Source organism: Bacteroidia bacterium (assembly GCA_033391075.1).
Taxonomy (GTDB): domain Bacteria; phylum Bacteroidota; class Bacteroidia; order J057; family J057; genus JAWPMV01.
Genome location: JAWPMV010000001.1, coordinates 1857182 through 1872038, shown reverse-complemented (window position 1 = coordinate 1872038; position 14857 = coordinate 1857182). Strand labels below are relative to the sequence as shown.

Genomic DNA, 14857 nt, shown 5'->3' with positions numbered 1-14857 from the left:
TATTCCGCCTTCCAAATTCCGTACATTTAAGCTTAGTAAAGCTTATCTATGAAAAGAAGCTTCATTGGCTCCTTGCTCATCTTTCTCCCTTTTCTTCTTTTGCATAGCCAGGATTCTATCCGAATCAGTGGTCAAATCAGCCATAGAATAGACGACCATGTAAAACTGGTTTATACCCAAAATTTTCTGGACAGATCTACACTTGCTTTTCCTGCAGTTCTGGATGAGGAAGGTAAATTTTCTGTAAAAATTCCTTTAGCAGAGGCCAAAAATTTACGCTTATGGCATGGAGATCAGAAGGCTATGCTATTTATGTCGCCTGGGGAGGAATTGCAGCTAGAATTAGATGCGACAAATTTTGACAAAAGTATTCGATTTAGGGGAAGTGCTGCATTTGCAAATACTTTTCTGGCGGATCACTACCTGCGTTTTCAAGACTCCCTCGCCATGGCAGAGTTTTTCCGCTATTTCTCTCAAAATGATCCCGATAGTTTTTCCATTTATGTTTCCCGCATATACAATGAGAAAGTAGATCATATGAGGGCTTATATGAAAGAGGCAAAACTCAATATGCAATTGGTAGGAGAAAAATTGGAAGAGTTTCGGGCTAAAAAAGGCTCGGACCTGATCTATTATCATGGATTTTACCAAATAAAATCTCGGAGTATGGATCTGCCTCCTTTACCCCTAACATTTATGAGCGGGCTTGGCACTATCCCTATTGAAGAAGATCGCTATTTGCATCTGAATACTCATCGGGCAGTTCTCAAAGATTGGGTCCGTTTTGAATTGAGAAAAGCAGGGAATGATAATCCTGGCCTACGGGAAGAGATTGAGAAACTCAAAGAAATGTACCAGGGAAAGGTGGAGGAAATCCTTTGGGCTTCCTATTTGGCAGATGCTATAGATGCAGAACGTTTGCCAGAAATCGCTGACTCCTGGGAAGAATTCAGACTGAGCTATGGGAAAAGTGAAAGTTGGAAAACTATCCAGAATTATAGGAAGAAAAAGGAGAAGCTCTCAGCCGGATCACAAGCACCTGACTTTCAACTGAAAAATGAGCATGGGAAATGGCTAAAACTGGATGATTTTAAAGGAAAGGTTCTCTATATAGATTTTTGGGCAAGTTGGTGTAAACCCTGTTTGGAAGAAGCAGCCAGTAGCCAGGCTTTGGAGGAACATTTTTCTGAGCAAGAGGATTTTGAGATGTTGTATGTTTCTATGGATGAAAAGGAGGAGCGTTGGAAAAACACTCGGGACCAAATGAGTCCTAAGGGCAAACATCTTTTTGCAGGTGGATGGGAATCCGCCCTGCGTTCGGCCTATCAAATACGTGGCATACCCAGATATGTACTTATATCCAAAAGCGGAGAGCTCATTTCTGCCTATGCTCCTCGCCCCGGCAATTTTCAATTGGTCATCAGGCAAATAGAAGCAGCTTTGAAATAAATTGCAGAACTTGTATGGATGTTGTTAGCAAATTCAGAGCAAATCCGGGAAGCCGACCGGATTCAAATTGAAGAACACAATTATCCCGGTATTATCCTCATGGAAGAAGCCGGTCGAAAATGCACCGAATTTCTCCTTTCCACCTATCCCGAAAACAGAGCCTTTGTGCTACTGGCAGGCCCGGGAAATAATGGCGGAGATGTCTTGGTAATCGCCCGTCATTTATACCTCAATGGCAGAACCTTCAAATTGATCCTGAGCCATGATCCTTCCCGATACATCGGTGATGCAAAAATCAATTTCGACATCCTCGCAGAAATGCCGATTGAGTATGAGCTTTGGGAGGACAAAAAGAAGATGCAAGTCAGCCTTAAGACATTGAATAATCCTATCCTGGTGGATGGTTTGTTGGGGACAGGGCTAAGTAAGCCGCTAGGTGGAAAAATTGCCGAGATGATTAGCTTTTTCCGCAAAAAAAAGCTGAATACGGTAGCCATTGATCTGCCTAGCGGTCTTAGTGCAGACTCAGGAAAAATTATCAATGACCCAATCCCGGCTGAATATACCTTGACTTTCCAATTGCCCAAAGTTTGTCAATTCGTTTATCCGGCAGCTGAGTATTGCGGAAAAACCGAAGTTTTTGATATCGGGCTTTGGCCTTCCGTTATTGAGAAGTTGGGAATCAAACGTTACTTATTGGAAGAGGAATGGCTGAAAGTTCATTACCAAAAAAGGGCAGAGAATTCTCATAAAGGAAGCTTTGGCCATGTATTATTGGTAGGGGGAAGTAAAGCATATGCTGGTGCTATTGCTTTGGCGGGATTTGCTGCTCTTAAAGCCGGAGCTGGGCTGGTTACAGTTTTTGCTCCGGAGTCTTGCAGACATGCATGCAACCAATTGGCCCCAGAGCTCATCTTTCGTGCAAGTTCTCGGGAGGATACACTTGTGGAGGAAGATGCGAGTTCTTTGGAAGATATACTCAAAGGGAAAGATGCCCTGGTCATTGGGCCGGGTATGGGTCAGAAAGAAGAGACTGCTGCTTTTTTTAAAGAATTACTTCCAAAACTTCGCTGTCCTTATATTCTGGATGCAGATGGATTAAATCTATTGACTCGCTTTCCCAAACTATTCAAATGCTTCTCAGAGGATTCTGTATTAACTCCTCATCCCGGAGAGATGAAGCGGCTACTGGAAATGAGTGGCAAAGAAGTAAGCAGGAAGATGCTTGATGAGCGATTGGAAATTGCGGAAGGATTTGTAAAACTATTTGGATGTAATCTGGTTCTTAAAGGCGCAGGCACCATTATTGGCTGTCCGGATGGGCATAGTTTTGTCAATACCAATGGAAATCCGGGTATGGCTACGGCGGGTTCTGGAGACATCTTATCCGGGATCATTGGTGCACTTTTGAGTCAAAGCTATGAAGGGAGATATGCGGCTTGTATGGGTGTGTTTTTGCATGGGAAAGCTGGAGATAAAGCTGCAGAGAAGCTAGGACAGGAAGGCATGCTTGCTAGTGATATCGCCCGAAATTTAGACTTTTTCACATAACCTACATAAATACACAAGTATGAAAACACCTGTACTCATTCTCTTACTAACATTCGCATTCTCTACAGCCCAATCGCAAAATTATAGATACCTGGATATTTCCCTAAGAAGTAAAGGAACTGGTGCCAAATTTTCCTCTGATCAGGGTCTCCTGGGGCAAAATCAGGTTACAGACTTACAAATAAAGCCGGGCTTTTCTATAGGAGCAGGTATAGGCAAAAAGGTCCCTAATTCTAAGCTTTCTCTACAATTTGGGGCTGCCCTGAGTTATTATGCATTAGACTACAATCTTACTTCTTATACCGCAGCTTTTAATTCAGAGACTATATCTGTAAATCTATCCGAGAGGAGTGAAAAGCGCGTTCTTTTAGAGATAAGTCCATCCGTGATTTACGCCTTTCCCAAATTGCCTCTTGACCTTCGTTTAGGCCTCCGAACCGGATACATCATTTCCAGATTTGGCCAAGCTGGCTTTACTCAGACTTTTTATTCGCTGCCAGAACCCAATGTCCTGGGTGAAAAAACTGAAGACAGATTCAGTTCATTTGGAAATTTTAATAATTGTTGTGATGAAATTTTTGGCTGGGTGGAATTCGGTGCAAAATACTGGTTCTCAAAAAATCAGGATATAGGACTTGAGGTTTTTGGGGGAATCAGCCCATCTATCTGGGGTCGGGAAGCATGGGAGTATGATTACATATTCGGGATTCATTTGATAAAGCGATGGGATCGACCTGACACAAAATAATTAGATTCACTCCTCAAGTTTAGCCCCATGAAATCTCACCTACTTTTGCTATTTGTTGCCTGTACTTTCGTTACAGCTCAGGCACAAAATTATCGCTACCTCAGCTACTCAGTCCGAAGTATGGGCCAGGCAAACAGAGCTTTTCCTGAAGAAAACCGCTTTAATAATGCACAAATTTCCTTCGAACAATTAAGGCCCGGTCTGGCTCTTGGAGCTGGCCTGGGAACCCACTTGAATAAAACTCCCATACGCTTTCAGGCAGATATAAGCCTTAGCTATAATCTTCATTTCAATGATCAATTGCTTACAGCGCTAAACCAGCTAGATGAATCCATTTCCCTTACGAGCATTCGAAGGAAATACAGCAGTTTTCAATTAGAGTTAAGCCCTTCTTTTGTCTACCCAATAGGAAATAGTCCCTTTGAAGTAAGATTAGGATATAGAATGAGCCTGCAAAGTTACAGTTATGGAGAGGTGGACTATATAAGTACAACTAATGCCTTTACTCCTCCCGACAGAATAGGAAATCCCATTTCTGAAGATATTAGGTTCCAACAAGACTTTGCCAATTGGAATGGGAAGCTATTTAACTGGATTGAATTTGGAACAAAATACTGGCTCAATGAATCCCGGGATTTGGGGCTGGAAATTTTTGGTTCTTTAAGTCCCTCTGTTTTTAGAGGGGAAGGCCATGTGTATTCCTATCTTTTTGGTATCATTCTGATTCAAAAATGGAATCGTCCATCAAAAGAGTAATTCTGTTTTTAGCCATCAAGCTTCAAGGCCATGAAATCACTACTCATTCTCCTCTTGCTTACAACTAGTATCTCTGCCATACACTCCCAAAATTATCGCTATTTAACTTATTCTCTCCGGAGCATGGGTCATGCGAGTAAAGCACTTACCGAAAGTAAGCCCTTCAATGACCAACAATTTACTTCCATAAGCTTACGGCCAGGTCTGGTCATAGGGGCAGGAATTGGACAGCATCTGAAAAATTCTTCTTCCAGTATTCAACTTGAGTTCGGACTTAGTTACAATCGTTTTTTTTACGAAAAAACCAGATACCTGGCTTTCAGGCAGGCAAATTTTGTAGAAAAAATTAGCTATCAAAGAAATTATGGCAGCTATCAACTCGAACTTAATCCCTCATTTGTCCACCAAATCAATCGTTCGCTCTTCGAGATCAGATGGGGAGTTAGGTTCGCGCTCCAATTCTATCAATTGGGTCAACAGGATCGCCTCCAGCAACGATTTTTGTTAGAAAGCCCGGGCACTCAAATTGGTCCCTCTCTTTCTGATGAATTTCTTATTTCATCAGCTTTTGCCGATTGGGAATTTACTCCCTTTGGATGGATAGAATTAGGAGCGAGATACTCCTTTTCAAATAGACAGAATTTAGGGCTTGAAATATTTGGTTCTTTAAGTCCTGCAGTTCTTGGGGTAAAAGGCAGAGAATATTCCTATCTCTTTGGAATCAATCTCATTCAAAAGTGGAATCGCCCATCAAAAAAGTAATTCAACAGCTAGTGGATAAGTTTGTGCTTAAATATTTAGGCTAATTCCTATCTTCGCTATCCGAATAAAAAATTGAGAGAATTAATTCAGAGGAAGCGATATGTTTGACCTGACACAAGCCAGACTTACTACACTAGCCATACACAAAGTTGGAAACAAGGTTCGCAATGAAGGAGTCATAGCCTCAAAGGAACTTTTTGAACTCGATGAGGAGATGCAATTGACCTTGCAGGATTATTTTCTGACTCCTTTCAAAGCTGAGGAATTTTTCAAATTCACCCACGATTCAGATCTTTCTCTCAACCCTATGAATCGCTATGTGAAGGAACTTTTCACCCAAAACAAAGAGAAGTTTCTGGAATTGAGCTATCCTATCCTCCAGCATTTGTATGAGATTTCCGTTCATCCCCATATCAAGGGGGGAGAATTGTATGTAGCGCATTTTAGAGAATGTGAGGTTGATGGTCAACCCCTTGAAGCTATTGGGATCTTCAAATCTGAATACAAAGAGCTCTATCTGAAATTTGAAGAAGAGGAAGAGCAATTAAAGATGCATGCCGAGCAAGGAGTTCCTGTCAAAAAACTGGATAAAGGGGTGCTGATTTTTAAAACCTATGAGAATGATGGCTTTAGTTTGATGATGGTGGATAAAAGTACAGAGGATACACATTACTGGATGGATGATTTCCTTCAGGTTTCCCGTATCCAGGACAATAGCTATCAAACTTCCACTTTTTTGAATGTCACCAAGGATTTTTGCGATGAAATCCTGGCTTCGGATCAGGACCGTAAAGATCAATTGGTCTTCCTCAATCGCTCCATGAATTATTTCTCCAAAAATGATGAGCTGGATGTAGAGGAATTCAAACAGACCACCATGGAACTTCCGCAGCATAAGGAAGCTTTCGACCACTACCTCCAGAATATCGAAGAACAAACCGGCTTTGCCCCTGCTTCAGAAGGATTCCCCATCTCAAAATATGCCGTGCGGCAGATGAAGAAAGAATTTAAAAGCATCATCAAGCTGGATAATAAAATAGAGATCAAGCTCAATCCCCGCAATACCGCCGAATCTGCAGAATTTATGGAAAGAGGCTATGACGAGCAAAGGGGCATGTATTTCTACAAGATCTATTTCAATGAGGAGGAAGACTAAAAAAGACACCTCGAAAGGCGCCTTTTTTAAACTTGTGTTTCATGCGTCGTGCTGAAACGTTTTCAAGATGTGCTAAGCCGTATTGATTTTGCAATATTTCTAAAAGTTCGAGCCGGGCAATTTCAAAATACTTTCCTCTTTGAAAAGATCCGCCATGGGAGATTTGAGGATGGATGATCGAAAAGATCCCACCTTATCTATATTGATAATACAGCCTCCCATCATGGTCTGAATCTCTGTATCATCTGAACTAAGTTCTTTATACTGAAAACTTGCTTCTTTGGGAAACCTCACAGCCAAAGCCCAGAAAGCATAGGCACGCATCGTGGGGTCATCATCATCCAAATAAAACATAATCTCTTCTTTATCCGCAATCTTTACGAATTGTTGGAAAGCTTTGAATTCATTAGGAGTAGTTCCTGCGAATCCTACAAATTTTCCATATACAATCCCCTTACCACCCATCTGCTTTACCAGGAGCTTAACTTCTTTCCTGACCGGCTCAGCATCCTGAGCAAGGGCGGAAAAGGGTAACAACAACAAGAGATATATCAAATACTTCATCATTTTTCTTTTTCTGTGTCTGTTCTTACTAATAAGACGCATTCTTCATTCAGATTTCACAAATCCTGAACAAAAATTTTTAATTTTTTCTGCTTTTCCTGATTTTTAGCTATTACAGGCTATTTTTAGACCTTAAAAAATTAAAGGAGTCATTATTAATAGAACTTCTTTTCACCACAAAATTTTTCCCATGATACTTACAAACATCGAATCTGTCCCCGGAAGAGAAATCAGCGAGTCTTTGGGCGTTGCGCGCGGTAGTACGGTTAGAGCCCGAAATGTCGGTAGAGATATATTTGCCGGATTAAAGAATCTCGTCGGAGGAGAGATCAATGAATACACCAAACTACAAGCTCAGGCACGTGAAGAAGCTATTGGGCGTATGATTGCTGATGCAGAAAGGCTAGGTGCCGATGCAGTGGTAAATGTACGTTTCAATACAGCTATGATTATGGCGGGAACCGCTGAGATTCTGGCTTATGGAACGGCAGTGAAACTTAGGTAGTAACCGTTTTAGGGTGTTTGAGTAATAGGGTGTTAGGGTGTTAGAATGGGAATTCATTTCGCTAACACACTAAAACTCAAACACCCTAACACTCACCTTATCTTCGATAAAAGCGAAACCCGCTCAGAAAAAACTTCTAAGCGGGTTTTGGGTTTCAAAAGAAGAGTCTTCCTTATTTCGAACCTGTTTTGTCGACTGCTTTTAGCACCACATATACTGCCAGGCCAATAAGTCCGAGCATCAGAGCGGTTTTGACAGACTTGATCAAAGCACTGATCAGAAACAGAGCTGCGAAAGGTACGATCACTTTACCAGCAAGGGGAAGCTTCATGTAACTCTTCAGTATCCAGTTTTTGTCGAACTTCATAATATTCTCTCTTTAGCGGTTATTATCTTCAATTTACAAAAAATGTTTTAGCTATAAAGCTTGAACATCAAATCATTTTACGTAAAGACCGCAATTTGGATGTAAAGTTGGAAAAAAATTTACTATTCGTGTTGAAATTGGTTCCAATTGTAGATTTTTCCTGGCGAAACTGCTTAGAACTATGGAACGGCTTTGTAAGCTTAAGTGTTTTTATTAGTCTTTTTTCTTTTTCCTTAGATGAAAAAGAAACAAAAAATCAAGCTGCTGCAAACCAGCCGCACTGTCCAGCCCCCGCACCCGATGCAGCAGCCTGGCCCCGGCGCGCATGAGGAAAACGTATTGGAGTTTTTGCGTGTTAGGGTGTTAGGGTGTTAGGGTGTTAGAGTTGAAGTGTAACCTGGTAATAACAATCGCTAACACCTTAATACACTAATACCCAAACACCTTTCCCTACTCCCAGGCGCGCAGGCCCGGCAGCGCCAATCGGGAAAAGGGGCGGCTTGTGCGGATGGTTCTTGGCGCTGCGATTTTTGACTCCATCTTTTTCTAAAAAAGATGGAAACAAGCCCTAAAAAACCACAAAAAAAATCTTCGATTTACCTCAACATAATCCTTTCCCTAAAACTCCCCCTACTAGTCTTCACTTCCAGAATATAAATCCCCTTCGCATAATCTTTTATGTAAATCCTCCTTTGATACTGGAAAGCCCCTGGCTTCTCATCCCTGAATAAATACTGCCCTTTTAAATCAAGCAAATTTACTTCCACTTGATCCGGACGATCTAATTCAAAGTTTACTATCAAATCCTCATAGGCCGGATTCGGGTGAATTTTCAAACTTACAATACCCGCTCCAGGTAGATTGTCTATGCTGACCAAATTGGGGATGGGATCACTCTTGAGTGTTAAGGTACAACCTGTAGTATCTGTGATGGTAACGGAATACTCCTGATCTTTAAGAAGGCCTGTTGCAGTAGCTCCGCTCTGAGCAGAAGGATCATCCCAGAGATAGCTATAAGAACCACCTGCACCTTCTACTTCGACCGTAGCTGTTCCATCTCCCGAACCTCTATCTCCGCTTACACTTATGTTTCCTGTCATATAAGTTGGTACACAAGGGCCAAAGTTGGGCCGGATCATCAGTGCAGGCTTTACCGGATCTGCATATATTTCTTCTATTTCTACCCAGTCTCCATTGAAAGGAGTTCCGGCTATGACTGTATCTGTTCGCACAAATCTTTCCTCTACTCTGTAAATATTGTCACTATACACCAGAGATAAAGGCCTTTCTCCTTCTTTTACTGCTACAAAGAATTTACCCGGAAAAATAGGATAGGGACCATCAGCCAAAGGTAAGTTTAACACTACCCCACTATCCTCATCCATTTTGGTAATCTGATAAGTGATTGTGCTAGCTACTGGAACGCCTATCGGTCTATCTGTTTCCGGATCTATATCGAATACACTAGCCTGAATCTGGTCGCCTTCTCTGGGATTTCTTAGTTTAAAAGTAATGGAAGTCAGGTAGTCGAAAAGCTCTTCCTTAGCCGGAAAAACCTGCCCAAAATAGGTTTTATTTTCCGCCCCAAAACCTAAGCCCAAAACGCCTGCATCTCTCCCATCATCCAGAGCCATGATAGAATCTCCTATCACCAATTCCTGAACGAAGCTATTATTAACCAAAGACTCATCTTGCTGTTGGCCGGTCAGAACCTGAGTTTCAATGATGAATTTGCCGCTTTCTGTCCCATTCCAGGGTCCGAGTTCAAAATTTGCCTCAGATAGATAGGCCAGCTTGTCCAAATTGACCTGATCACTAAATAGAACGGCAGATTCATTCTCTCTTTTTATTTCTAGTTTGACTTGCAATTGATCCAGGGTATCTATCCCTCTATTGCTCAGGCTTCCCGAGAAACTGAATTCCGGTCTATGCTGACTGGGAACTTGCGTAAGCCCTTCATTGATGATTACATTATTTATGGAGGCATCGATTCGGGGAACTTGAAAATTGAGTTCATAACCAACTAGGAAATCTGAAGGGCTGCTTTGTAAAACTCCTCCCAGAATCAATTTCCCATTGACTACACTTTCTGAGATAAATAGTCCTCCACCTGCACTAAATTGATCCCCATAGTCCTCCGTTACGTCTTTATAGATTCCGGTATACTGTCCATTAGAAGCATCCAGCTGCGTTATGACTGCTTCCGATGGATTGCCCGGTTCTTCCTGATTAAAAACCCAGAGATAAGGACCACCTGCACTGACTGTATCATATGCAGCCCCGGTCATCACTCGCTGCTGATGTATTTCCGGTGGAATGATCTTTAATAATTCGCCCTGCATGGAAATCTCATACAGAGGAGAATTTATTTCAAAATTTCCTGCAAAAAAGCCTCCGTTTCCATTGTCAATTTCCGGTGAAAAGGTGAGAAAAGTCGGACGGGCATTTCCATTGATAGTGATAGTTGAAAGTCGCTGTCGAGTGTCTTTATGGATTTCATATATCTTATCGCTCTCATTTACTACATAAACCTTATCTCCTGCACGAGTAAGACCTGTAATCCCCGTTACCCCTATGATACTAAATCCACCAATACGCCTTCCCTGAGCATCGACCCGGAAAATGCTGCCCTGATAACTCCCTCCCCATATACCAATCCAATATTCCGAGCCCGTCCAACAAATTCCCTGGAGATAGGTAATTGGTTGAGACGGATTGAGGCTATCGGAAAGGCTATAGGAAAATTCGGGCGACCAGGTATCATTTTTAGTGAGACGATCTGGATAAAGAAAGGCTCTGTCGCCCTTAGTAGTTTCCGGGTCAAGAATGCGTTTGGTATTCTGTCCCATTACATGAGACGAAAACAGGTAAAGTATGAGAGAAAGGATTAGGAGCTGCCGAATCTGTTTCGGTTCTCGGGCCTGAAGCATATCTAATAAATCGTATTTTTTACGAATTAAAATTTACCACTATTCATATCAATTGAGGTTCCGCTTCCTCTTCTAATCCAACATCTGTTGAATCCTGCCTCTTTTTGTAAAAATTTTGCGCATTTTTTGGAATAAATCCTCAAATTTTCGTTTACCTATAAAAAGCTTCTATGCGTCAGCTGCTTATTTATATATATCTCCTCCTTTTTTCGATTCAAAGTCCTGCTCAGGTCTTTGAGGATCAGTATTTTAGAGGAGAGGTCAAGAAAGGATTGGATAAAGTTTACAATCTGGAGTTTGAAGCCGGGGAGCAAATTTTCAGCAGACTTAAAGACAAATACGAGGATCACCCAGGTCCTTATTTCTTATTGGCACTCAATCGCTGGTGGCAGAGTTATATTTCGACTACTCCTGCTTATCATGAGTATATCCTCAAACAATTAAACACTTCCCTCGAACTCAATGAAGCTTTTGAGAAGAGAGAGAATCATGCCCTGGAATACACTTTTTTCCAATACATGGGCTATGCCTTTAAAACCCGATTACATATTCTTCAGCGAGAATGGGTGAAGGCAGCAAACAATGGAAGAAAAGCTTTGAAGTATCTGGAACAAGGCTTTGATTTCCGAACAAAGGCACCAGAATTTTACTTTAGCTCAGGAATCTATCATTATTATGCAGCAGTTTATCCCGAAGATCACAGCTACGTCCGTCCTTTCATGGTATTCTTTCCGGATGGGGATGAAAAGTTGGGATTGGAAGAATTGCATAAAGCTTCTGATGCGCAGAATTTTACACAGATAGAGGCCTTGTTTTACCTCAGTGATATTTATCTGGAGGAAAAGAAATCTTTTGAGGAAGCCTTGAAGCTCAAGGCTCGACTAAGCAAAAAATATCCCCGCAACACCTGGTTTGCAGCAGATTATGCAAGAAGTCTCATCTTTTCGAATCAATACTCGAAAGCATCAAGCATTTTATTGAAAATAGAAGGGAATTTTGAAGCCCAGTCAGGTTTCGACCAGAATCAGGTAACGAGTGTCAAGTCTCGATACACCTCTTTGCTGATGATGCGGGTATATCATTATCTCGGACTCTGTAAAATGCGCCAGCAACTCGACTATGAAACAGCTTCTGACTACTTTGAAAAAAGTATGAAAATGGCAGAGTTGGCGAAAGTAGAGGCTGATCCTCATCTTCCCGCCAATATGTACCATTTGGGACTCTGTCAGGAAAAACTGGACTTCTTAGCAGAAGCAATAATCGCTTACGAGACAGCTTTGGACCTGGAAGAGAACAAAGATATCCGCGAAAAAGTCCGCGCAAGACTTAAAAGATTGAAATAACTAGTCTTAAGCGTAGCCAGTGGGGCCACCAAAATTGGGAGGAAGCTGAATCTCTTTTTCAGGAATGGTAATTTCTCCCTGAGCCCGCTCAAATTTCTCCATATTATCCTTTAGTGCCATCATCAAACGCTTGGCATTCTGAGGAGTCATGATTACTCGTGAACGGACTTCAGCCTTGGGGGTTCCGGATAATACCTGAATGAAATCAAAGATAAATTCAGAGTGGGAATGAGAAATTACGGCAAGATTGCTATAAACTCCCCGGGCCATTTCCTGGGAAAGTTCAATATTGATTTGTTGTCCTTTGTTGGCTTTGTTTTGCTGATCGTCCATAGGGCAAAACTACAAAGATATTTTAATTAAAATCCCAGAATTCCAGAAAGTGATACAATACTGTTAGAGGCTGGAAAGCAGAGCGCCTACCTTGAGTTTATTCACTAAATAAAAGGAATATAATTGAGGCTTAAGCCTCAATGTGCATGGCAAAAAGTATTGCGTATCTACCCAGGCCAAACTCTGGAATTCATTACTTAACTAAGAATAAGAAGTACATACGACGACAATTTATTCCAATGATGCCGAAGCTTAGGCTTCGGCTTTTTCATTTGCCTCCTTATTTAAGCACAGGATTGAGAGTCCTCCATCAGGATCTTGATGACTCGGTTTTTGTCCTTCTAATTATTCATCTGCTTTACTCTTCTCCCCATCGATAGGTCTTAGGATCTATACCCATGAGGTCTAATATACGGTGGACCACTGTATCGACTATTTCTTCAGGACTCTTAGGCCTGGAATAAAACGATGGGATGGCTGGCAGGATGATTCCTCCTGCTTCGGTGACTGTTTTCATATTATTGATATGGATTAAATTGAGGGGGGTATCTCTGACCATACAAATCAGTTGCCTTCTTTCTTTCAAAACCACATCAGCAGCCCGGGTAATCAAATCATCTGAAAAGCCGGAAGCTATGCGTCCCAGCGTACCCATAGAACAGGGAACGATAGCCATGTGCATATATTTAGCGGAACCCGAAGCAAAAGGTGCCATATAATTACTCCTTTCGAAGACAGGGAAATTGCTATCGAAATCTTCTCCCAATTCATGTTTCCACACATCCGGGGCATTTTTAGAAAGAACAATACCTAATTCGAGATTGGACTCTTTTTCCAGATGATCCAACATCCGTTTAGCATAAATACTTCCACTTGCTCCTGTGATTGCCAGTACGACCTTTTTCTTCATAAACTATCTTCAAAATTGGGATTGATAAACTCTCTGAATAATAAGTGCTTTAATTCCTAACAAATCAAAGCCCTTAACAGTTTACAAAAAAACTACACATTCATGTCGACAAAGCTGAGCATACATTGGTTTAGAAGGGATCTGAGATTAGATGATAATCGCGCGCTCTTTCATGCACTTACTTCTGGTCATCCGGTTTTACCCATTTTCATTTTCGATCCTGAAATTCTGGATGAATTGCCCAAAAACGATGGCCGCGTAGAATTTATCCATGAGTGTTTGCAAGATCTCCAGGCTTCCTTGCTTAAGATGGGCAGCAGTTTAGTGGTAATGCATGGAAGCATTGAGGAAGTTTGGAAGGAATTGCTGGAAAAATATCCTGTAGCCGAAGTTTATACCAACAGAGATTACGAACCCTATGCCATCAAAAGAGACAAAGAGATTTCCGAATTCCTGGCGGAACGAGGCATAGCTTTTAAAGACTTCAGGGATCACGTAATCTTTGAAAAAGATGAAGTACTCAGCAAGTCAGATAAACCTTATACTGTTTTTACTCCCTACTCCCGGATGTGGAGGTCTCAATTGACCAAAGATAGACTCAATGATGTAGGCACAGAAGTTCATTTCGGAAACTTCTGGAAAAGCCATAAAATTGAATTACCTACTTTGGCGGATATTGGATTTGAAAGCAGTGGGCTTAGCTTTCCCCCAAAAATTCCGGATAAAGAAATCATAAAAGTATATGATCAGAAAAGAAACTTCCCGGCAGAAGAAGGAACGACTAGAATAGGGGTTCACCTTCGTTTTGGGACCATGAGTATCCGTAAGCTGGCAAGAGTTGCAAAAGCGCTAAATGACACCTATCTCAATGAACTCATCTGGCGAGAATTTTACAGTCAAATCCTCTGGAATTTCCCGCATGTTGTGTACCAACCTTTTCGTCCTACCTATGCAGCTATTCCCTGGAGAAAGGAGGAAGAAGATTTTAAAAAGTGGTGTGAAGGGAAAACAGGATATCCGATGGTAGATGCCGGTATGCGCGAACTTAATGCGACAGGACATATGCATAATCGAGTGCGGATGGTAGTAGCCAGTTTCCTGACCAAGCATTTACTTCTGAACTGGCAATGGGGAGAAGCTTATTTTGCTGAGAAACTCCTTGATTTCGAATTGGCTTCAAATAGTGGAGGTTGGCAATGGGCAGCCGGCTGTGGAACCGATGCAGCTCCCTACTTTCGGATTTTCAATCCCGAATCCCAGATGAAAAAATTTGATCCCAAACTAAAGTATGTCCGAAAATGGGTTCCTGAGTATGGAACACCTCTTTATCCTCAACCTATGGTGGAACATAAATTCGCTCGTGAACGTTGCCTGGATGCCTACAAAATGGCCCTTGGACGAGCAGAGTCAAAAGCCTAACTCTGGCTTTTTTTCCACAAGTAAGTTTTAAAAGTCAAAGTGGTAGGAATTCTACTGGGATTGC

Annotated in this window: 14 protein-coding genes; 9 read left to right on the top strand and 5 right to left on the bottom strand. The window is 41.6% G+C overall.

The annotated features are described in order from the left end of the window. The first annotated feature begins 48 nt into the window (after positions 1-48). The 6 genes from R8P61_07480 (at position 49) to R8P61_07455 (ending at position 6422) form a co-directional block, all read left to right on the top strand. Positions 49-1449 carry a TlpA disulfide reductase family protein gene (locus R8P61_07480; protein MDW3646885.1) on the top strand — a complete coding sequence of 467 codons (1401 nt, stop codon included), beginning with the start codon at positions 49-51 and terminating at the stop codon, positions 1447-1449. A gap of 18 nt (positions 1450-1467) precedes the next feature. Beyond that, positions 1468-3000, top strand: a complete 1533-nt coding sequence (locus R8P61_07475; protein ID MDW3646884.1) for an NAD(P)H-hydrate dehydratase — start codon at positions 1468-1470, stop codon at positions 2998-3000. 19 nt (positions 3001-3019) lie between these two features. Further along, the gene (locus R8P61_07470; GenBank protein ID MDW3646883.1) at positions 3020-3748 is read left to right on the top strand and encodes a hypothetical protein; all 729 of its coding nucleotides are present in this window, start codon (positions 3020-3022) and stop codon (positions 3746-3748) included. Positions 3749-3775: 27 nt separating this feature from the next. Then, entirely contained in the window at positions 3776-4504 is a 729-nt protein-coding gene (locus tag R8P61_07465) for a hypothetical protein (protein ID MDW3646882.1), read from the top strand. A 30-nt stretch (positions 4505-4534) separates the two neighbouring features. After that, the gene (locus tag R8P61_07460; protein MDW3646881.1) at positions 4535-5266 is read left to right on the top strand and encodes a hypothetical protein; all 732 of its coding nucleotides are present in this window, start codon (positions 4535-4537) and stop codon (positions 5264-5266) included. A gap of 100 nt (positions 5267-5366) precedes the next feature. Continuing rightward, a complete protein-coding gene (locus R8P61_07455; protein MDW3646880.1) occupies positions 5367-6422 on the top strand; it encodes a nucleoid-associated protein in 1056 nt (351 codons plus the stop codon). Positions 6423-6521: 99 nt separating this feature from the next. Here the strand turns inward: R8P61_07455 and R8P61_07450 are convergent, their stop codons facing one another. Next, positions 6522-6989: a hypothetical protein gene (locus tag R8P61_07450; GenBank protein ID MDW3646879.1), complete on the bottom strand. Its 468-nt coding sequence runs from the start codon at positions 6987-6989 to the stop codon at positions 6522-6524. Positions 6990-7176: 187 nt separating this feature from the next. Between R8P61_07450 and R8P61_07445 the strand changes: the two genes are divergently transcribed. After that, positions 7177-7491 carry a YbjQ family protein gene (locus R8P61_07445; protein ID MDW3646878.1) on the top strand — a complete coding sequence of 105 codons (315 nt, stop codon included), beginning with the start codon at positions 7177-7179 and terminating at the stop codon, positions 7489-7491. Positions 7492-7663: 172 nt separating this feature from the next. On the opposite strand, the gene R8P61_07440 is transcribed toward R8P61_07445, so the two are convergent. Continuing rightward, positions 7664-7858 carry a hypothetical protein gene (locus R8P61_07440; GenBank protein ID MDW3646877.1) on the bottom strand — a complete coding sequence of 65 codons (195 nt, stop codon included), beginning with the start codon at positions 7856-7858 and terminating at the stop codon, positions 7664-7666. A gap of 596 nt (positions 7859-8454) precedes the next feature. After that, positions 8455-10788 carry a T9SS type A sorting domain-containing protein gene (locus R8P61_07435; GenBank protein MDW3646876.1) on the bottom strand — a complete coding sequence of 778 codons (2334 nt, stop codon included), beginning with the start codon at positions 10786-10788 and terminating at the stop codon, positions 8455-8457. 170 nt (positions 10789-10958) lie between these two features. Between R8P61_07435 and R8P61_07430 the strand changes: the two genes are divergently transcribed. After that, positions 10959-12131, top strand: a complete 1173-nt coding sequence (locus R8P61_07430) for a tetratricopeptide repeat protein (protein MDW3646875.1) — start codon at positions 10959-10961, stop codon at positions 12129-12131. A 6-nt stretch (positions 12132-12137) separates the two neighbouring features. On the opposite strand, the gene R8P61_07425 is transcribed toward R8P61_07430, so the two are convergent. Continuing rightward, positions 12138-12464, bottom strand: a complete 327-nt coding sequence (locus tag R8P61_07425) for a DUF3467 domain-containing protein (GenBank protein MDW3646874.1) — start codon at positions 12462-12464, stop codon at positions 12138-12140. A gap of 358 nt (positions 12465-12822) precedes the next feature. Next, positions 12823-13374 carry a UbiX family flavin prenyltransferase gene (locus tag R8P61_07420; protein ID MDW3646873.1) on the bottom strand — a complete coding sequence of 184 codons (552 nt, stop codon included), beginning with the start codon at positions 13372-13374 and terminating at the stop codon, positions 12823-12825. A 102-nt stretch (positions 13375-13476) separates the two neighbouring features. On the opposite strand from R8P61_07420, the gene R8P61_07415 reads away from it, so the two are divergent. Continuing rightward, positions 13477-14793, top strand: a complete 1317-nt coding sequence (locus tag R8P61_07415) for a deoxyribodipyrimidine photo-lyase (protein MDW3646872.1) — start codon at positions 13477-13479, stop codon at positions 14791-14793. Positions 14794-14857: the final 64 nt, after the last annotated feature.